The sequence below is a fragment of the Acinetobacter sp. YH01006 genome, from assembly GCF_013420445.1.
Taxonomy (GTDB): Bacteria; Pseudomonadota; Gammaproteobacteria; order Pseudomonadales; family Moraxellaceae; genus Acinetobacter; species Acinetobacter pseudolwoffii.
In genome coordinates this window covers 207,213-225,226 of sequence record NZ_VOYB01000002.1, presented here as the reverse complement: position 1 = coordinate 225,226, position 18,014 = coordinate 207,213, and the positions used below count along the sequence as shown (strand labels likewise).

The following is an 18,014-nucleotide window of genomic DNA, read 5'->3' as shown; positions in this document are numbered from 1 at the left end:
CCCATACAAGAAAAAAGCCATTAGGATGTAGCGATGCGAAAATTAAAATTCATGGCCAATACACAAAGCCAGCAACCCCGGGATGGTCAGGAAACCCAGGAATATGTAGCGCATTTTCTTGCCGAAACATTAGGTAAACATGGCTTTCAGACCTTAAGTCAAAGTGGTGCTCAGGTTGCGGTGAGCGTGGATGAACATGCATTGCCCTTATCTGTGAGTTGTGAAACCAGAGATGAACAAGGGCATCTGGTCTGTGAAATTGCCTCATATCCTGAAGAAGAACAGGACTGGCTGGATCGTATCACCGAAAGAAGTTTGCTTAATCAGCTTGCACAGGCAGTGGAAACCTCTCTAAAAGAGCAGGAAAGCTTTAGCGAGTTTGAATGGAAGAACTAATTCATAACTCCACTATAATTTGATCTCAACGCCAAAGTGAGTGTCTGATACTCAGCTATTTTCGTGCATCAGATGCATGAGAAGCTTATGCCGCGATTATCCCAAGTCTGATGCCCTTTATGACATGGGGGCTGCTAGAATCTGAACAAGCATTTGCAACAGGATGGCAAAAATGGCTAGAGAATATGGCAGCTCATGAAGAATATGTGTTTTTGACAGCCATGCGGAAAGTCTGGAATTTATGGGGCTTTGTGGTTTAGATCGTTTAATGGATGAAGTGCCACAGCTTGGAATTTGGATCAAGGAAAGCCCGCATGGTCATAAATATGGTTGTGAAGCGGTTGATGCTCTGGTTGGTTATGCCCTTGATGACTTAAATCGTCAGCGATTGATTTATCCTGTAGCCGAAGAAAATTGGGCGAGTCGAAAAGTCATTGAACGTTTGGGTGGAAAGATTGTTGATGTTGATATAGTACAACAAGCTAAATGTCGGGCAATGATTTATCACTTAGCTGAAAAACTGCTGTGAGAAGCATAAAAAAACCCATCATCTGACGGGTTTTATTATTTAGCCAAGCGCTAAGTAGCGGGTCATTGCAATCCGCAATTGCTTTAAATAGCCAGTAAAGAAATGATTGGCACCAGGCAATACGGTCACTAAATGACGCTGTGGTTTTGCCCATTCAATCATATCCGACAGCAGGGTTACTTCATCACCCTCACCATGAATGAACAGAATATCACCTTTAATTGCTGGCGTAACATAATGGCGAATACCGGCAACTGTTGCAGTTGGCAGTCCACATAAAATAGTTTGTTTGGGTTGCAGTTCTACAGGTAAGGCTGCATAGCTCTTTGCCATGACATGCGCACCAAAACTAAAGCCGCCCGCATAAAAAGACAGCCCAATATGCTGACTGCGAGCAAACCGAATGATTTCTAATACATCATCCGTCTCACCGAAGCCCTCGTCGTGTATACCTTCACTTTGACCAGAACCGCGAAAACTCGGACGATACACAACACAGCCACGTTCCATATACATTTGTGCCAATAGAACGGGAACCTTGTGTTGGGGCGTACCACCTTGCAAGGGATGGGGGTGACAAACTACCGCGAATCCTTTCACTTCACCCTGAGGATAATCCACAAAAACTTCAATCTGACCCGCAGGTCCTTGAAGGAAAATTTGCTCGGACATATAAATACCGATGATTAACAGGAGAATCGCGCATTTTAACGATTATGGTGAATAAAAACATGAATTGGAATTAAAATAAGCAGACTGATATAGTTTGATTAATCATTTTTTGACCAGGTTGCCATGCTCGCTTTAATTTCTCCAGCCAAAACGCTCGATTACGATACCCCATTACCCACTGACCAATTTACTCAAGCCAGATTATTAGAACATTCGCAGGATTTGATCAAAGCTTGTCGCACACTTTCTGCAACAGAAATTTCCAGTTTGATGAGTGTCAGTGAAAAAATTGCCAATTTAAATACAGCACGTTTCCAGGACTGGCAACCAGATTTTAATTTAGCCAATGCACGTCAGGCTATTTTTGCCTTTAAAGGAGATGTCTATACCGGTCTGGATGCTTATAGCTTAAAGCAGGAAGATCTGCACTTTGCACAACAGCATTTGCGTATGTTGTCTGGTTTATATGGGCTTTTGCGTCCCTTGGATCTGATGATGCCCTATCGTCTGGAAATGGGAACCAAATTGGCCAATTCTCGCGGGCATAACTTATACGACTTCTGGGCACATCACATCACTGATCTGATCAATCAAGATTTAGCAGCAGCCCAGTCTGAGATCTTGGTGAATATTGCTTCTGATGAATATTATAAATCGGTGAACGAGCGCAAAATTCAGGCAGAGATTATTAAGCCAGTATTTCTGGATCAGAAAAATGGCAAATATAAAGTGATTAGTTTCTATGCTAAAAAAGCACGTGGTTTGATGGCACGTTTTATTGTTGAAAATAGAATTGAACGTGCCGAAGAACTCAAAGCATTCAATACCGATGGCTATTATTTTGATGCCGATAGTTCACTTAAAGGTGAATTGGTATTTAAACGTGATGAACAAATCAGTGCATAAATAACGTTATTCCGCTACCGCATAGAATAATTGGTTTCTAGGCGGTATTGGGAGCTATGAGTATTGAAATTTTATTTATCCAGCTTTAATCGTTTTTTAAATATTGAGTGCCAGGGGAGTTGATTGGCTGCACTTCGGTACAAATATGGTTTTTAGCGTCTTTCCCAAATTTTAAGTTAGATAAAAAATTAGAATTATCGCTGAACTCATTGAAATAATGCGTAAAATCTCATCTATTGAATTGTTTTTTACAGAAAATTGAAACTGATATTTCTGGGAAAAGCTGAATAAAATAGCTCAAGTTAATATATTTTAAATCAGGGAATTTTCATTAATTTTTATATTTTTCTTTCCAATAGAAATTTTTATTTAAATAAATAAGTATTTAATATTCAAATATTTAATTTATTAACTTTGGGGAGTATTTAGCGCAAGAGATTTTTTGAGAAAGAATGAAAAATTAATTAAGTAATAATAAATAAAACGATAGAAAAATATCGCTAAACGGTTTAAGAAGTGCATTCTATCGGGTTAAATGTAAAGTAAGTCACAAGTTTATTAGGTTTTTTGTTAGCATAATTGCACAGTGTTACAAAGCAGAATAATAAAAATGAAAATACATGCTATTCCTGTTTTTGTGTTAATGGTCAGTGTATTAGGATTCTGCGTGCATAAACAGGCAGAAATCAGAAAATACGAAAAAATCCGTCATGTCTTGAATGAAGCGCGTGACTCCAGCAAATTGTTAGACTCTAATCGGCATCGACATTAACACATGCATCAATTTTCTTTTTTTTCAATTTAGCGTAATTAATAAAATTAACTCAATAATAAATATAATAAAATATTAAAAATATTCGAATTAAATAGATTGATTTTAAATAAAGTATAAAATCAAAGAAGCAATCAGAAATCAATGTGTTATAATTTGCCACCTATAAAGATGAAGCAAACTTCATCTTTCTAAGCATTTGATTTATATCATTAAATAGAGCTGCATAAAAGTTATGCAGCTTTTTTGTTTAGATTTTTTGGGGTTTTTATAGCATAGCCCTGGGGCTGTAAGCTGTTCAAACATTTGAACCCGTCAAATGGCTATACTGGCATATTCGTTGCTAACACATCCTCAAAATAAATGAATTTTTTGTGAAATTTCATTTATTTGACGGCGTGCTTGAAGCATAAAGTTTACTCAATAGGGGCTAGGTCATGACGACTCCTAATCCATCTTCAGAAAATATGCTTGAACGTCTGTTTAAACTGAGTGAAAACAAAACCAGTTTCCGTACAGAAGTTCTGGCTGGTGTAACTACATTCTTAACCATGTGTTACATCATTATTGTCAATCCAATGATCTTGTCCGAAACAGGGATGGATCATGGGGCTGTCTTTGTAGCAACCTGTCTTGCAGCTGCGATTGGCTGTTTAGTCATGGGCCTGATTGCGAATTATCCAATTGCGCTGGCGCCAGGCATGGGCTTAAATGCCTTCTTTACCTATTCTGTATGTCTGGGAATGGGGGTGCCTTGGCAAACCGCCTTGGGTGCAGTTTTTGTTTCAGGTCTGGTCTTTATTGCCATTAGCCTGTTTAAAATACGTGAAGCCATTGTCAATGCAATTCCAATGTCGCTCAAGCTCGCGATTGGTGGTGGTATTGGCTTGTTCCTGGCATTGGTGGCACTGAAAAATGCCGGAATTATTGTGGATAATCCAGCCACACTGGTGGGCTTGGGTGATCTGAAACAACCTTCTGTATTATTAGCACTTTTTGGCTTTTTGTTGGTTGTGGTAATGCACCAGTTTAAAGTCCGTGGTGCAATTATCATCAGTATTCTGGTGGTGACTGCCATTGCAACGGCACTAGGTTATAACGAATTCCAAGGTGTAGTGGGTCATATTCCATCGCTGGCTCCAACATTCATGCAAATGGATTTTGAAGGCCTCTTTACTGCCAGTTTAATTGGGGTGATTTTTGTTTTCTTCCTGGTCGATCTGTTTGACTCTACCGGGACGTTGGTCGGTGTTTCGCATCGTGCAGGTCTGTTAAAAGACGGGAAATTACCACGTTTGAAGAAAGCCTTATTTGCTGACTCATCAGCGATTGTTGCTGGTGCGGCACTGGGTACTTCTTCAACTACGCCTTATATTGAATCTTCTGCGGGTGTGGCAGCAGGTGGTCGTACCGGTCTAACCGCCGTGGTGGTTGGATTACTATTTATTGCCTGTTTATTCCTGGCACCGCTTGCACAATCAGTTCCGAGTTTTGCCACTGCGCCAGCATTGTTATTTGTTGGTGTGTTGATGATTCAGGGTATCGTCCATATTGACTGGGAAGATATTACTGAGGCAGTACCGGCATTTTTAACCATCGTATTTATGCCATTTACCTATTCGATTGCGGATGGTATTGCGATGGGCTTTATCAGCTATGCACTGATCAAGTTGTTGACTGGTAAGGCTGCGACTGTACCGTATATGGTCTGGATTATTGCTGTTCTATGGACGCTTAAATTCGCACTGTTTGGTGGCTAATTTTTCTACATTCAGAAAGGGTGTAAACTGAGTTTGCGCCCTTTTTTATTATTTAAAGGTTTCACGAGGAGAAGTGATGAACCGTCTTGAGTTGATTCGCGCTTTGCCAAAAGCCGAGCTTCATGTTCATATTGAAGGCACTTTTGAGCCTGAGCTAATGTTTGCAATCGCTCAGCGTAATCAGATTGCCATCCCGTATAAATCTGTCGAGGAAGTTAAGCAGGCTTATAATTTCCATAATCTTCAGTCCTTCCTGGATATTTATTATGCCGGGGCCAATGTACTGATCCATGAACAGGACTTTTATGACCTGGCTTGGGCCTATTTTGAAAAATGTGCCGAAGACAATGTGGTGCATACAGAAATGTTCTTCGATCCGCAAACGCATACCGACCGTGGAATTGCTTTTGCGACCGTCATCAATGGCCTGCAAAAAGCCTGCGATGATGCCAAGGCCAAGCTTGGAATCAGCTCACATTTGATCATGTGTTTCCTGCGTCATTTAAGTGAAGAGGCGGCCTTTGAAACGCTGGAGCAGGCATTGCCCTATAAAGACCAGATTATTGCGATTGGTCTGGATTCAAGTGAAGTCGGGCATCCACCTTCTAAATTTGAACGTGTCTTTGCCAAAGCGCGTGAAGTAGGGTTTTTGGTCGTAGCACATGCGGGCGAAGAAGGCCCGGCAGAATATGTCTGGGAAGCTCTGGATTTACTGAAAGTTAATCGTATTGATCATGGGGTGCGTTCAGAAGAAGATTCTGAGTTAATGCAACGGTTGATTCGCGAAAAAATGCCCTTAACGGTGTGCCCGCTGTCAAATCTGAAGCTTTGTGTGGTCGAGGATATGCAGCAGCATAATATCCGTCGTCTCTTGCAGCAGGGTGTCCATGTTACAGTCAACTCAGATGATCCATCCTATTTTGGTGGCTATATGAATGACAACTTTATTGCCATTGCTGAAGCGCTAGACTTGAGTAACGAGGAATTAAAGCAGTTGGCAACGCACTCCTTTGAAGCGTCGTTTATTCCAGAGGCTGAAAAAGAGAAATGGATCAACCAGATCCGTGCCTTGGTTTAAGTTTTTACAAAAGGCAGAGTTCGCTCTGCCTTTATCATTTTTATAGGCCAATATGAAATTGAAAAGTTTACTTCTGATCCTCAGCATATTGTTGATTTCTGCCTGTTCTAGTGCGGATATGACATTGACACAACGTACTTTAAAACCTTTGATTGAATATCAATGCAGTAAAGAGCTGCAAAATTCCAAAGTTTGGAAAGTTTCGACCTACTTAATGCAGGACACCAGTAAAGTTGAACTTGAGAAAAATGTGTGTTCATGTGTAGGTGAGCATGCGTTAAAAGATGTGCCTGCCAAAACTTTGTTAAAAGCCACAGTTGATGAAGCAGCCAAAAAAGAACTGACGCAAAAAGCGATTGCAAACAGTCTCAGAAGTTGTCTCAAGGAATTTATTTAATGAAACAGCCTGCAAGCACAGACTGGGAACATTATTTAGCCCATATTAATGGTCTAACTATTTATCCTGTTGGGTCATACTTTTTAATACATGATCTTTATCGATAAAATGATGTTTAAAGGCTGCGGCAATATGGCCAACCAGTAGAATGCCGACTGCCCAGGAAAGCCAGATATGCAAGGGCTTAACAATAGCGGTCACAGCCGAGTTTTCGGCAATGAGGGGTGGCAGGTTAAATAAATACAGCACCGGTGCTGGATAACCCAAACTCCAACTATACAAACAACCTGTAAGGGGTAGGGCAATCAGCATGAAATACAGCGCCAGATGACCAGCATGTGCCAACGTTTTCATCCGCGGTGACATACTCTCAGGCAGTGACGGCGCCGGATGGGTATAGCGCCAGAAAATTCGAACAACGAGCAGGAAAATAATGGTGGTTGCAATATTTTTATGCAGTGAAATCACATCACCCTTAAAGCTGCCATCAACGTCATAACTTAAAAAATTACCACTATAAAAACCGATGAGCCAGGCCGCAATAAAAATAACCGCCATGATCCAATGCAGCCATTGCGCTGTTCGTGTGTAATACAGTGATTTATTCATCTAGATATTCCGTTGCTTTTCAATAAGGCCGAACCTTAGCAAAGGATGAATCAATTCAGCAATTCCAAATCTGCAACGCTATGGTGGCTTTCATGCAACATCTATTAAATTGGTTGGCTGTAGATTAAACATGCTTAGTGATTTTTAGATTTCTTATTCAGGTGAATTTCGGCACAATAGCGACAGTCTTCATCTATGAATGAAAATAAGGAATATATCTGTGAAAAAATTATTGGCTGTACTTGCGCCACTGACTCTGGTTTTATCAGCGTGTACAGCGACAGGCACTTCTGAGGCGCCAAGTACCACTCAACAACTGGGCGGCACTGCGCTTAAAATCGCGATCAATGCAAAATGCACTACTGAACTGAATAATATTCCAGCGTGGCAAACGGCAACACGTCTAATGACCACAACACAAAAGCAAAATATCCAGTCTGAAATTTGTGGCTGTGTCAGCGAAAAAGCACCGCAAAATGTGACAGCGGTTGATTTGGCGACTGCTGCGATTGATCCGGTGGCACGTACCACAATCGTGGGCAATGTGGTTGCAAAAACCATTAACGCTTGTGTGGCTGAAGCTGTAAACTAAGCCAGGATTAAATTGAAATAGGCTGACAGGTTCAGCCTATTTTTTATGGGAAATGACATGAAAATTGCTGGTGTAGATGAAGCAGGGCGTGGACCGCTGGTCGGTTCAGTGGTGGCGGCCGCGGTAATTTTAGATCCAAATAACCCGATTGAAGGTTTAAATGACTCTAAAAAACTGACTGAAAAGAAACGTGAAAAACTTTTTATCGAAATTCAGGAAAAAGCGCTGGCTTGGGCAATTGCTGAGGCGTCAGCAGCAGAAATTGATGAGCATAATATTCTGCAGGCATCCTTACTGGCAATGCGCCGTGCTGTAGAAGCTTTAGCGATTCAACCTGAGCATGTGCTGGTCGATGGCAATAAAGTCCCTCAGGGGCTAACGATGAGCTGTGACGCGATCATTGGGGGCGATGCTTTGCATGCAGAAATTTCTGCTGCCAGTATTCTGGCCAAAGTTACCCGTGATCATCAAATGATTGAGATGGATCTAAAGCATCCACAATTTGGTTTTGCCAAGCACAAGGGCTATCCAACCAAAGCACATTTTGAAGCGATTGCCTTGCATGGGGTGATTGATGAGCACCGTCGTAGTTTTGGGCCGGTAAAAAAGGTAGTTGCAGCATTGCTGGAACAGCAGGGCGCAGAACTTTAATTCTTATTTAATTTAAAGGTTCTGAATATTGAAATGTGTATTCATTAAAGTATAGATCAATTAAAAGCGGCTTCAAAGCCGCTTTATGATTTACACAAAAATTAACGGTTAAAGTTATTTTGTGTTTGGTTTTCATCTTCATACGAAGGTTGGAAATCCTGATCGATATGCTGAAGATGTTCATGCATTGCACGTTCATGCTGGATACGCTGGTAAATCTCTTCACGGTGCACAGAGACTTCTTTCGGAGCATTGACCCCAATACGAACCTGATTACCTTTTACACCAAGCACAGTCACGCTGACTTGGTCTCCAATCATTAAAGTTTCCCCGACACGTCGAGTCAAAATCAGCATGTTTCTCTCCTTGCAAAATGCAAAACCTGCAATCTATTGAATATAAAACAAAAACACAACCAAAAATTAAAAAATAAAATCTGGATAGAAATTCTGTCATCTGGGTGAAAGATTTTAATCTATCTCAGTTTTTTAAAAATCCTCAGGCTTAATATAACAGAGCCACTATAAAAAAAACTATAGTGGCTCTGAATTTTTGTAGAGATTTATAGAATACTGTCAAACAATGACAATATTTTGTCATTCCTCTTAAGCGCGTACGCTTGATTCACCTTGTTCGCGGTCTAGACCGAAGGCGGTATGCAGTGAACGAACTGCAAGTTCCAGATAGTTTTCTTCAATAATCACTGAAATTTTGATTTCAGAAGTAGAGATCATCAGGATGTTAATACCTTCAGCTGCCAGTGCGGTAAACATTTTGCTTGCAACACCTGCATGTGAACGCATGCCTACACCGACGATAGAAACTTTGACGATATCTGAACGGGTAGCGACTTCACGTGCACCAATTTCCTGAGCGGTTGCTTCGAGAATGGCTTTGGCCTTGTTCAATTCGCTGCGGTTGACTGTAAAAGTAAAATCAGTCGTACCATCTTCTTCAACGTTCTGGATAATCATATCCACTTCAACATTGGCATCACCAATCGGGCACAAAATTTTAGAGGCGATGCCCGGTTCATCAGGTACACCTAAAATCGTTAATTTTGCTTCGTCACGGTTAAATGCGATACCGGAGATAATTGGCTGTTCCATATTGTCTTCCAATTCAGTCGTAATAAGTGTACCCACGTTTTGCTTAAATTCTTCGTCGAATGCGCCATCATTGTCATTGTCGAAGCTGGATAATACGCGTAAAGGTACTTGATATTTACCGGCAAATTCAACTGCACGAATTTGCAGGACTTTTGAACCCAGTGACGCCATTTCAAGCATTTCTTCAAAGGAAATACGGTCAACTTTCTTGGCTTTGGGTGCAACACGTGGATCAGTGGTATATACGCCATCAACGTCTGTATAAATCTGGCATTCATCGGCTTTTAGTGCAGCAGCAATCGCGACACCTGAAGTATCAGAACCGCCGCGGCCTAAAGTGGTGGTATTGCCATGCTCGTCAAAACCCTGGAAACCTGCAACTACAAGTACACGGCCAGCATCCAGATTCGAGTTCAGGACTTCAGTATCAATTGATTCGATACGTGCCTTATTGAATGAGCTGTCGGTTTTCATGCCAACCTGGCGACCTGTCAGTGATTTTGCTTCAACGCCAATAGAGTTGAGCGCCATCGCTAACATAGAAATCGTAACCTGCTCACCCGTAGAGACCATCTGGTCTAGTTCACGTGGGTCAGGGGTTTCGGTAATGGCTTTCGCGAGAGCAAGCAGACGATTGGTTTCGCCACTCATCGCTGATACAACCACAACCACCTTGTGGCCATGGTCATGCCAGCGTTTCACACGACGAGCAACATTTAAAATGCGCTCGGGAGTACCCATAGAGGTACCGCCATATTTTTGAACGATTAGTGCCATAGTTGTTCCATATAAGCCATGACCCTGATAGTCCTATCAGGGTCAGTTACACAAAATTGAAGTTTTATTTTGCTGCCAGCCAGGCAGTTAAATCTGCCATCACCGGAGCAAACTTCTCGTTAAGTGGCGCGCCACCTTGTGCCAAGTCAGGTTTACCACCACCTTTACCACCCAGCTCGGTTGCCAGATGTTTGATGATGTCACCCGCTTTTATAGATGCAGTAAAGTCTTTTGCTACAGATGCGATCAAGCTCACCTTGTCACCCTCTACACCTGCAAGCACAATGACTGCATTTTCTAATTTTGATTTCACACCGTCATGCAGGTTGCGTAGTGCTTTCGCATCCATATTTTCAACGGTTGTAATCAAGGTTGCACGACCTGCAATGGTTTGAACTTGGCTTAGAAGTTCACCGGCTTGCAGGCTAGCAAGTTTCTGATTCAGTTGTTCGATCTGTTTTTGCAAGCTCGATGCAGTATCAACTAACGCTTCAACTTTTTCTAAAGTCTGGTCTTTTTGCGCTTTGAGCAAACCGTTAATCGTATTGATGTCACGATCGGCTTTTTGTGCAACTTCAACTGCTTTGGTGCCTGTCACTGCTTCAATACGACGTATACCTGCTGCAACACCACCTTCAGAAGTGATCTTGAACAGACCGATGTCACCGGTACGTTTTACGTGAATACCACCGCAAAGCTCGATGGAGAAATTTTTCTCTTCAATCACTGAACCCATCGACAATACACGGACTTCGTCACCGTATTTTTCGCCGAACAGCATCATCGCGCCTTTGGCTTTGGCAGATTCAATATCCAGCAGTTCAGTAGACACCGCAGTATTGGCAATTACTTCAGTATTGACCAGACGTTCAATTTCTTGCAGCTGTTCAAAGCTAACCGGTTGATCATTGGCAAAGTCAAAACGTAACACATCAGATGCGACCAATGAACCCTTTTGTTGTACATGTGAGCCCAGAATTTGACGCAGCGCAGCATGTAACAAGTGAGTCGCAGAGTGGTTGCGCGCAGTTGCTGCACGGATGTCTGCTTTCACAGTCGCTTCAACAGATTGGGTTGCTTTTAAGCTACCCATGGTCACGATGCCTTGGTGTACAAATGCACCACCAGATTTTTTCGTGTCCTGAACTTCGAAAATCCCGGTATCGTTTTTGAAAATCCCTGTATCACCGATTTGACCACCGCTTTCTGCATAGAAAGGAGTCTGGTTGAGTACGATTAAAGCTTCGTCGCCTTCAACGACTTCATCTACTTGCTCGCCATCTTTATAGATTGCGATGATTTGGCCTTCGCCTGCAGTTGCATCATAACCATCAAATTGAGTTTCGCCTTCAACTTTGACAACACTGTTGTAGTCGATTGCGAATTTGCCTGCATCACGCGCACGTTGACGCTGTGCTGCCATTTCAACTTCAAAGCCAGCTTCATCAATCGTTAATTCACGTTCACGTGCGATATCCGCAGTTAAGTCCGTCGGGAAACCGTAAGTATCGTAAAGTTTGAAAACCACTTCACCCGGAATCACAGAACCTTTTAACTGTGCCAATTCGCCTTCAAGCAATTTCAAACCTTGCTCAAGTGTTTTGGCAAATTGTTCTTCTTCTTTGAGCAGTTGAGCTTCGATACGTGCTTGTTGTGCTGCAAGTTCTGGATATGCTTCGCCCATCACTTCAATAAGCGGCTGCAACATTTTATGGAAGAATGAACCGGTCGCACCCAGTTTGTTACCGTGACGCACTGCACGGCGGATGATACGACGCAGTACATAACCACGACCTTCATTTGAAGGATTTACGCCATCAGCAATCAGGAATGAACATGAACGTGCATGGTCAGCAACCACTTTAAGTGAAGCAGGGTATTGTACAGGTGTGCCTTTTTCAGCCGCTTCAGCTTCAAGTGCAGTAGTATCCAGACCAATGATCTCAGCCGCAGCTTTAAGTAAATGCTGGAATAAATCAATTTCGTAGTTTGAGTTGACATGCTGTAAAACTGCAGAAATACGCTCAAGACCCATACCAGTATCTACAGAAGGCGCTGGAAGCGGATGAAGTACGCCATCACTCGTGCGGTTAAACTGCATGAAAACGTTGTTCCAGATTTCAATGAAACGGTCGCCATCTTCTTCAGGTGTGCCCGGCAGGCCACCCCAGATGTGATCGCCATGGTCAAAGAAAATTTCAGAACATGGACCGCAAGGACCGGTGTCGCCCATCGCCCAGAAGTTATCTGATGCGTATTGACCACCTTTGTTGTCACCAATACGGATAATGCGAGATGCATCTAGGCCGATTTCTTTGTTCCAGATGTCGAATGCTTCGTCATCGGTATGATAAACAGTGGCATAAAGCTTATCTTTAGGTAGCGCTAACCAGTCATCGCCCGTCAAAAAATCCCAGGCAAATTTGATCGCATCACGTTTGAAGTAATCACCAAATGAAAAGTTACCTAACATTTCAAAGAAGGTATGGTGACGCGCGGTATAACCGACATTATCCAAGTCGTTGTGTTTACCACCTGCACGTACGCATTTTTGTGATGATACGGCACGGACATAATCGCGTTTTTCTAGACCTAAGAAGCAATCTTTAAACTGGTTCATACCCGCATTGGTGAACAGTAAAGTTGGATCATTGGCGGGTACTAGTGAACTCGACGCGACACGTGTATGCCCTTGCGATTCAAAGTAACGCAAAAATGCTTCACGAATTTCAGCTGATGTCATAAAACGAGTACTCACAACCAAGTCACTCCATAATTTCCGATTTGGCTAAAACACCACAGTCTGACAAGCACATGAGAGCTCTGCTGCAATGCGGGGCTTAAAAATTTAAAACGCCAAATTATAACGGAAAAAGCGGTATGCACCAATCATTTTAAAACCAATTGCCAAGGAATTATTGACTCGGGTTTAGTGCTGAATTCATAAAATGAATTTTCTATTCAGAACAATTCGGTTATATCCATCTATTTACACAGCATCAGAATTTTAAAAGATCTGAATACTGGGCGATGTATCAGAAATAAAATAATCGAAAATCAATATTTTCACTGAAGTTTTTCATGTACTGCGCAAGAAATCCTTTAACATAGAGGAGTTTTAAAATAGGCATATAAAAGGTTGAGTCATGCAACGAGTGGCAATCAATGGATTTGGGCGTATTGGACGTAATGTATTGCGTGCCTGGTTTGAAAATCCGAAAGATTTTAAATTTGAAATCGTTGCCATTAACGATATTGCTGATGTTGAAACCTTAATTCATCTGTTTAAATATGACTCAACCCATGGCCGTTTTCCGGGACAGGTAGACGTCAGCTATGATGCCGAACATATTTATCTGCATCTCAGCTATCAGGATGCCAGCTTAAAAGTTCAGGTTTTGTGTGAAGCCAACCCGGCGCAGCTTCCCTGGCAAAAACTTGAAATAGATGTGGTGCTGGAATGTACCGGGCTGTTCCGTTCCCGTGCAGCTGCGACCCAGCATATTGAGGCAGGGGCGAAACGGGTGATTATTGGCGCAGCACCCTTTGATACTGTCGATGCTGCGATTGTGTATGGTGTCAATCATCACGAAGTTAAAGCCACCGACCAGATCATTTCCAGTGTGTCCTGTACCACTCAGGCCCTAGTACCGCTGGTCAAAATCCTCGATGATGCTTTTGGCATCAGCAGTGCGTTAATGACCGAAATCCATGCGGTGACCGCAGATCAATCTGTGCTGGATCAGGCGCATCGCGATCTGCGTCGTGCACGGGCAGCAGGACACAATATTATTCCCACCACATCCAGTGCGCTGGGTGCATTAAAGCGGGTTATGCCAAAAATGGAAGATCGGATTGACGGTTATTCAATTCGGGTGCCGACCATTAATGTCGCAGCAATTGACCTGACCTTTGTTTCCCAGTCACCGATTACCGATCATAAACTGAATGAAGTGTTAATTAAGGCGGCGCGACAGGATTTTGCCGAAATCATGTCAGTGACGGATGAACCTTTGGTGTCGAGTGATTTTAATCATTCCCCTTATTCCTTGATCGTTGACCTGACCCAAACCCTAGTGGTGGGACAACAGGCCAAGGTCTTTGCCTGGTATGACAATGAATGGGGTTATGCCAACCGCTTGCTGGATTTATGTGAATCTTTTCATTAAGTTTGACTTTGCTAAGCCTGAAAAGTGCCGATATACGGTGCTTTTTTTGCTTTAAACATTCTTGATATGCGTTGTTTTAATAGAATTTGCGCGTAATTGATCGAAAAGCAGCGCGAGTGTTTGAATTATTTGCATCATCTGCATGATTTTTCGTTAAGATAAAGCCAATAAAATGAAATAAGAGCAAGCATATGATGGTGGTTTGGGGATTTATTATACTGCTCACATTGGCAGTGATTTTTCTAATCTGGCTGCAGTTCAATCAGAATGATGGTTCAGGTGTCATGGAGGGCGTGCCGGTAGAAGAGAAAGTCGCGCATCTGGAAGAAAATTTAAAAAAGACCCTGGAAATCATGCAGGACTTGGCTAAAAAAATGCATGTACAGCAGGAAGTGCTGGATCAGACTACAACCAAACTGCAGCAGGTCGAGTTGCAAAATGCAGAGCTGGTCAGCCTGCTCACCAAGGTCGTAGACCCACAGAAATAAACAGAATCCCTTTAGAAATCATATAAAGGATTCTGTTTGAGGGCTAGACAAGAAAAGTTCTTAAGACGGCTGCAGACACCATGCTGATGGCAACTGTGGGGAGCAAGCCAAAACGCGTAGCGGCAAACAGGGTTAAAGCCAAAGCGATCAGATCTGCAGGGTTGTCGCGTACAAAATACGGTGCGATGACTGAAATCAGGACACAGCCGGGCACAACGTCCATGATTTTACGCTGACGTTGTGTCAGCGTTTTATTTTTTAATAAGACATAGCCCAGAATCCGGGTCAGATAGGTGGTTGCCGCAATCAGCAGGATGGCCAGTAATGTACTCATCTCAATCATGCTTCCTCCTCACCAATCAAGAAAAAAGCAGACACAATGCCGGCTAGGGCACCTATCGGCACATACCAGCCAGCAGGCAAATATAAATAAGCCAGGGCAGCACAGATCAGGCTTACTAGCCATGGCCGGGCTGCACTCAAGCCTTTCCACATGCTTCGCATCAACACCAGAAATACAGCAGGAAAGGCCATATCAAAGCCCCAGCGGTTGATATCGCCTAAAACAGGTCCAAGCATCGCGCCCAGTGTGGTAAAACCGACCCACATCAGATAAAGACAGAAACATAAACCGGCATAGTAGGGCATGCTAAAAGCAGCCCGATAACCCCACTGCGCCTGTTTTCTTTGCGCATCCGCCAGACTTAAGGCCCAGCTTTCATCAACCATAAAAAACAGGGCCGGCAATACTTTGCGATTCGGGAGATGTTTTAAATACGGGACTAGGCTGGCACCCATCAGCAAATGCCGGCTATTCACCAAAAAGGTAATAAATAGCAGCATGAATAAATTGGGTGGACTGGTCCAGACTTCCAGAATGGCAAATTCAGAACCGCCGGCAAAATTGAGTCCAGTCAGCAAAGGCACTTCCAGCACACTGAAATTTTTCTGAATCGCAGTCGCACCTAGCACCAAAGCAAAGGGAATAATTCCTAAAAGCATAGGAATAGAATCTTTCATGCCGCGCTGAAATTCGCTGAAATCTGTATGTGCGAGCGCGGGCGTGCTGCTTTGTCTGAGCAAAAGCATGTCAGTGACCTGAGGACTTCAATATTGAACCGTATTTTATAGCGATAATCGGGCTATTTGCTGTTGTAGTGCATGCAATTTAAATTTGATTTGGAATTAAATTGCGCTAAATTGGCTTAAAGGGGTTTTAAATACTAAAGTAACAAGATGGATCAAATTGATAAACGCATTTTGCATGAACTGCAAAAGAACGGAAAATTGCAAAATAATGAACTGGCTCAATTAATTGGCTTGTCGCCGTCCCCCTGTTTAAGAAGAGTCAAGCAACTGGAAGATGATGGGGTCATTGAACAGTATGTCGCCTTACTCAATCCGCAAAAAGTCAATCTGGCGATGAGTGTATTTGCACGGGTTTGGCTTAAATCTCAAGAAGCCGCCGTGGTCGATCAATTTGTTGAAGCCATCAAGGAGATGCCGGAAGTGGTGGAATGCCAGTTAATGGCGGGAGATTGTGATTTCTTTTTAAGAATTGTGGTGGCTGATCTGGATGCCTATCGTAAATTTCAGATTCATCATTTGACTCAAATTCCCTGCATCCAAAGTGTAAAAACTGAAATTCCATTGCAAACGGTAAAAAGTACCACCGCATTGCCATTGGTCTAAAATGATTTTTTGTTTATAGCGCGTGTTGGTCATACACGATAAAACGCTGATAGTTGACGCAATTGTGGCTCATTGCATAAGAGAGTAAAAATTATAAAATTTTGCGATGCACAGCCAAAACTATCGTGCTAGACTAGGAGGAATCGGGTGTGCTCCCGATTTTTTTATGCGGATTCGTTCCGCGCTGACAAGAATTTAGGTTTACAACATGCCCATTTCAGAGACATGGTTATTACCTGATGGTGTAGCTGATGTATTACCAGAACAAGCGCAAGTCATTGAAAGTTTGCGCCGTAAATCACTGGATTTCCTTGCATCTCGAGGTTATCAGTTGGTGTACACGCCATTCATTGAATACATCGAATCTCTCTCTTCTCTCTCAGAATCGAATCAAGATTTAGACTTAGCCACTTTTAAAGTCATCGATCAGCTTTCTGGTCGTTTGCTTGGTGTGCGTGCCGATATGACACCACAAGTGGCGCGTATTGATGCACATGTACATCCAGTGGAAGGTGTGGCGCGTTACTGCTATGCAGGTACCGTTCTGCATACCAAACCACGCGGTTTTAATACCTCGCGTGCGCCTTTGCAGTTAGGCGCCGAACTGTTTGGTTCAGACAGCATCGATGCCGATGTAGAAATGGTCGATTTAATGATCAGTCTGATTCAGGAAACAGGTCTGGCAGACGGAATCCATCTGGACTTAGGTCATGTCGGCTTATTCCGCAGTCTGGTGGCTCAAGCAGGTTTGAACAAAGTTGCTGAACGTAAACTGTCTGATTTATACCAACGTAAGGCCTTGCCAGAGTTGGAAGAATTTACGGCAGAACTGAAATTTGGTCAGGACTTTTATGCACTGGGCCGCTATGCCAGCGATCTGGACGCATTACAGGCAAATTTAAGTGCTGAAGTGTTGGCGAATCCAGCCTTCAAGCAAGCTTTTGATGCCTTACAAATTACCAAAGATCAAGTTCAAGCCCGTTGGCCAAACTTGAGTATTGGGATTGATGTGGTTGAATTGCGTTCATACCATTATCATACTGGTCTGATGTATGCAGTCTATGCACCGAATCGTGCAGCAGCACTGGCACAAGGCGGTCGTTATGATGGCATTGGTGAACATTTCGGTCGTGCGCGTCCTGCCACAGGTTTCTCTTGTGACTTATATGCGTTAAGCGCAGGTCAGTTTGACGCTGTACACGTGGTAGTTGCACCTAAAGGTGTCGATGCAGAACTTCTGAATGCGATTCAGAGTATTCGAGCACAAGGCTTAAGTGTAATTCAGTTACTCGGTAATGATGATTTAAACTCAATTCCATATGCGACGCACCAGCTGGTGAACGTCGATGGCGAGTGGACAGTCAAAACGATTTAAATTGCTTGGCTCAGTGTTCATGTCACTGAGCGGGGCTTTCAA

At 42.9% G+C, this 18,014-nt stretch carries 21 protein-coding genes; 14 read left to right on the top strand and 7 right to left on the bottom strand.

The window, feature by feature from the left end; genetic code table 11:
• Window positions 1-33 precede the first annotated feature (33 nt).
• The 3 genes from FTT73_RS02655 (at window position 34) to FTT73_RS16280 (ending at window position 925) form a co-directional block, all read left to right on the top strand.
• The gene (locus FTT73_RS02655) at window positions 34-396 is read left to right on the top strand and encodes a hypothetical protein (RefSeq protein ID WP_180190969.1); all 363 of its coding nucleotides are present in this window, start codon (window positions 34-36) and stop codon (window positions 394-396) included.
• A 119-nt stretch (window positions 397-515) separates the two neighbouring features.
• Window positions 516-656 carry a hypothetical protein gene (locus tag FTT73_RS16285; protein WP_257232849.1) on the top strand — a complete coding sequence of 47 codons (141 nt, stop codon included), beginning with the start codon at window positions 516-518 and terminating at the stop codon, window positions 654-656.
• An 8-nt stretch (window positions 657-664) separates the two neighbouring features.
• On the top strand, window positions 665-925 hold the full coding sequence (locus FTT73_RS16280) for a GNAT family N-acetyltransferase (protein ID WP_257232848.1): 261 nt from the start codon (window positions 665-667) through the stop codon (window positions 923-925).
• A 39-nt stretch (window positions 926-964) separates the two neighbouring features.
• On the opposite strand, the gene FTT73_RS02645 is transcribed toward FTT73_RS16280, so the two are convergent.
• Entirely contained in the window at window positions 965-1,597 is a 633-nt protein-coding gene (locus FTT73_RS02645) for an alpha/beta hydrolase (protein ID WP_005097454.1), read from the bottom strand.
• Window positions 1,598-1,720: 123 nt separating this feature from the next.
• Here FTT73_RS02645 and yaaA point away from each other — a divergent pair, with 123 nt between their 5' ends.
• The 5 genes from yaaA (at window position 1,721) to FTT73_RS02620 (ending at window position 6,510) form a co-directional block, all read left to right on the top strand.
• Complete coding sequence (gene yaaA, locus FTT73_RS02640; RefSeq protein WP_005097452.1) at window positions 1,721-2,503, top strand: peroxide stress protein YaaA; 783 nt, start codon at window positions 1,721-1,723, stop codon at window positions 2,501-2,503.
• A gap of 610 nt (window positions 2,504-3,113) precedes the next feature.
• Complete coding sequence (locus tag FTT73_RS02635) at window positions 3,114-3,275, top strand: hypothetical protein (RefSeq protein WP_005097451.1); 162 nt, start codon at window positions 3,114-3,116, stop codon at window positions 3,273-3,275.
• A 437-nt stretch (window positions 3,276-3,712) separates the two neighbouring features.
• The gene (locus FTT73_RS02630) at window positions 3,713-5,035 is read left to right on the top strand and encodes an NCS2 family permease (protein ID WP_005097450.1); all 1,323 of its coding nucleotides are present in this window, start codon (window positions 3,713-3,715) and stop codon (window positions 5,033-5,035) included.
• 76 nt (window positions 5,036-5,111) lie between these two features.
• The gene (locus FTT73_RS02625; RefSeq protein ID WP_180190968.1) at window positions 5,112-6,113 is read left to right on the top strand and encodes an adenosine deaminase; all 1,002 of its coding nucleotides are present in this window, start codon (window positions 5,112-5,114) and stop codon (window positions 6,111-6,113) included.
• A gap of 52 nt (window positions 6,114-6,165) precedes the next feature.
• Complete coding sequence (locus FTT73_RS02620; RefSeq protein ID WP_005097448.1) at window positions 6,166-6,510, top strand: hypothetical protein; 345 nt, start codon at window positions 6,166-6,168, stop codon at window positions 6,508-6,510.
• Between the two features lie 57 nt (window positions 6,511-6,567).
• On the opposite strand, the gene FTT73_RS02615 is transcribed toward FTT73_RS02620, so the two are convergent.
• On the bottom strand, window positions 6,568-7,119 hold the full coding sequence (locus tag FTT73_RS02615) for a cytochrome b (protein ID WP_180075044.1): 552 nt from the start codon (window positions 7,117-7,119) through the stop codon (window positions 6,568-6,570).
• A gap of 220 nt (window positions 7,120-7,339) precedes the next feature.
• Between FTT73_RS02615 and FTT73_RS02610 the strand changes: the two genes are divergently transcribed.
• Together FTT73_RS02610 and rnhB are read left to right on the top strand one after the other, a co-directional pair.
• Window positions 7,340-7,711 (top strand): hypothetical protein, encoded by a 372-nt coding sequence (locus FTT73_RS02610; protein WP_005097446.1) that lies wholly within the window; start codon window positions 7,340-7,342, stop codon window positions 7,709-7,711.
• Between the two features lie 57 nt (window positions 7,712-7,768).
• Window positions 7,769-8,362, top strand: coding sequence for a ribonuclease HII (gene rnhB / locus FTT73_RS02605; RefSeq protein WP_005170243.1), 594 nt, complete (start codon window positions 7,769-7,771; stop codon window positions 8,360-8,362).
• A gap of 101 nt (window positions 8,363-8,463) precedes the next feature.
• Here the strand turns inward: rnhB and csrA are convergent, their stop codons facing one another.
• From csrA to alaS, 3 genes are all read right to left on the bottom strand, one after another.
• Complete coding sequence (gene csrA, locus FTT73_RS02600; RefSeq protein ID WP_005097444.1) at window positions 8,464-8,718, bottom strand: carbon storage regulator CsrA; 255 nt, start codon at window positions 8,716-8,718, stop codon at window positions 8,464-8,466.
• Window positions 8,719-8,967: 249 nt separating this feature from the next.
• Entirely contained in the window at window positions 8,968-10,248 is a 1,281-nt protein-coding gene (locus tag FTT73_RS02595) for an aspartate kinase (protein WP_005097443.1), read from the bottom strand.
• Between the two features lie 64 nt (window positions 10,249-10,312).
• Window positions 10,313-13,006 carry an alanine--tRNA ligase gene (gene alaS / locus FTT73_RS02590; RefSeq protein WP_180190967.1) on the bottom strand — a complete coding sequence of 898 codons (2,694 nt, stop codon included), beginning with the start codon at window positions 13,004-13,006 and terminating at the stop codon, window positions 10,313-10,315.
• 388 nt (window positions 13,007-13,394) lie between these two features.
• Between alaS and gap the strand changes: the two genes are divergently transcribed.
• Both gap and FTT73_RS02580 read left to right on the top strand, forming a co-directional pair.
• The gene (gene gap / locus FTT73_RS02585; RefSeq protein WP_180076315.1) at window positions 13,395-14,417 is read left to right on the top strand and encodes a type I glyceraldehyde-3-phosphate dehydrogenase; all 1,023 of its coding nucleotides are present in this window, start codon (window positions 13,395-13,397) and stop codon (window positions 14,415-14,417) included.
• 191 nt (window positions 14,418-14,608) lie between these two features.
• The gene (locus tag FTT73_RS02580; protein ID WP_159138600.1) at window positions 14,609-14,905 is read left to right on the top strand and encodes a hypothetical protein; all 297 of its coding nucleotides are present in this window, start codon (window positions 14,609-14,611) and stop codon (window positions 14,903-14,905) included.
• 43 nt (window positions 14,906-14,948) lie between these two features.
• On the opposite strand, the gene FTT73_RS02575 is transcribed toward FTT73_RS02580, so the two are convergent.
• Window positions 14,949-15,248, bottom strand: a complete 300-nt coding sequence (locus FTT73_RS02575) for an AzlD family protein (RefSeq protein WP_005170250.1) — start codon at window positions 15,246-15,248, stop codon at window positions 14,949-14,951.
• Entirely contained in the window at window positions 15,245-15,994 is a 750-nt protein-coding gene (locus FTT73_RS02570) for an AzlC family ABC transporter permease (protein ID WP_074383298.1), read from the bottom strand. Before FTT73_RS02570 ends, FTT73_RS02575 begins: the two co-directional genes overlap by 4 nt.
• A gap of 147 nt (window positions 15,995-16,141) precedes the next feature.
• On the opposite strand from FTT73_RS02570, the gene FTT73_RS02565 reads away from it, so the two are divergent.
• Window positions 16,142-16,597 (top strand): Lrp/AsnC family transcriptional regulator, encoded by a 456-nt coding sequence (locus FTT73_RS02565; RefSeq protein ID WP_004645552.1) that lies wholly within the window; start codon window positions 16,142-16,144, stop codon window positions 16,595-16,597.
• Window positions 16,598-16,805: 208 nt separating this feature from the next.
• Window positions 16,806-17,972: an ATP phosphoribosyltransferase regulatory subunit gene (locus FTT73_RS02560; RefSeq protein WP_005170256.1), complete on the top strand. Its 1,167-nt coding sequence runs from the start codon at window positions 16,806-16,808 to the stop codon at window positions 17,970-17,972.
• Window positions 17,973-18,014: the final 42 nt, after the last annotated feature.

Excerpts from the sequence above, each read along its gene's own strand:
- gap (WP_180076315.1), top strand. The coding sequence starts at position 13,395 with ATGCAACGAGTGGCAATCAATGGATTTGGGCGTATTGGACGTAATGTA.
- FTT73_RS02630 (WP_005097450.1), top strand. The coding sequence starts at position 3,713 with ATGACGACTCCTAATCCATCTTCAGAAAATATGCTTGAACGTCTGTTT.
- FTT73_RS02655 (WP_180190969.1), top strand. The coding sequence starts at position 34 with ATGCGAAAATTAAAATTCATGGCCAATACACAAAGCCAGCAACCCCGG.
- FTT73_RS02645 (WP_005097454.1), bottom strand. The coding sequence starts at position 1,597 with ATGTCCGAGCAAATTTTCCTTCAAGGACCTGCGGGTCAGATTGAAGTT.
- FTT73_RS02560 (WP_005170256.1), top strand. The coding sequence starts at position 16,806 with ATGCCCATTTCAGAGACATGGTTATTACCTGATGGTGTAGCTGATGTA.
- FTT73_RS02580 (WP_159138600.1), top strand. The coding sequence starts at position 14,609 with ATGATGGTGGTTTGGGGATTTATTATACTGCTCACATTGGCAGTGATT.
- rnhB (WP_005170243.1), top strand. The coding sequence starts at position 7,769 with ATGAAAATTGCTGGTGTAGATGAAGCAGGGCGTGGACCGCTGGTCGGT.
- FTT73_RS02615 (WP_180075044.1), bottom strand. The coding sequence starts at position 7,119 with ATGAATAAATCACTGTATTACACACGAACAGCGCAATGGCTGCATTGG.
- FTT73_RS02565 (WP_004645552.1), top strand. The coding sequence starts at position 16,142 with ATGGATCAAATTGATAAACGCATTTTGCATGAACTGCAAAAGAACGGA.
- FTT73_RS02570 (WP_074383298.1), bottom strand. The coding sequence starts at position 15,994 with ATGCTTTTGCTCAGACAAAGCAGCACGCCCGCGCTCGCACATACAGAT.
- FTT73_RS02625 (WP_180190968.1), top strand. The coding sequence starts at position 5,112 with ATGAACCGTCTTGAGTTGATTCGCGCTTTGCCAAAAGCCGAGCTTCAT.
- FTT73_RS02635 (WP_005097451.1), top strand. The coding sequence starts at position 3,114 with ATGAAAATACATGCTATTCCTGTTTTTGTGTTAATGGTCAGTGTATTA.
- FTT73_RS16280 (WP_257232848.1), top strand. The coding sequence starts at position 665 with ATGGATGAAGTGCCACAGCTTGGAATTTGGATCAAGGAAAGCCCGCAT.
- csrA (WP_005097444.1), bottom strand. The coding sequence starts at position 8,718 with ATGCTGATTTTGACTCGACGTGTCGGGGAAACTTTAATGATTGGAGAC.
- yaaA (WP_005097452.1), top strand. The coding sequence starts at position 1,721 with ATGCTCGCTTTAATTTCTCCAGCCAAAACGCTCGATTACGATACCCCA.
- FTT73_RS16285 (WP_257232849.1), top strand. The coding sequence starts at position 516 with ATGACATGGGGGCTGCTAGAATCTGAACAAGCATTTGCAACAGGATGG.
- FTT73_RS02575 (WP_005170250.1), bottom strand. The coding sequence starts at position 15,248 with ATGATTGAGATGAGTACATTACTGGCCATCCTGCTGATTGCGGCAACC.
- FTT73_RS02595 (WP_005097443.1), bottom strand. The coding sequence starts at position 10,248 with ATGGCACTAATCGTTCAAAAATATGGCGGTACCTCTATGGGTACTCCC.
- FTT73_RS02620 (WP_005097448.1), top strand. The coding sequence starts at position 6,166 with ATGAAATTGAAAAGTTTACTTCTGATCCTCAGCATATTGTTGATTTCT.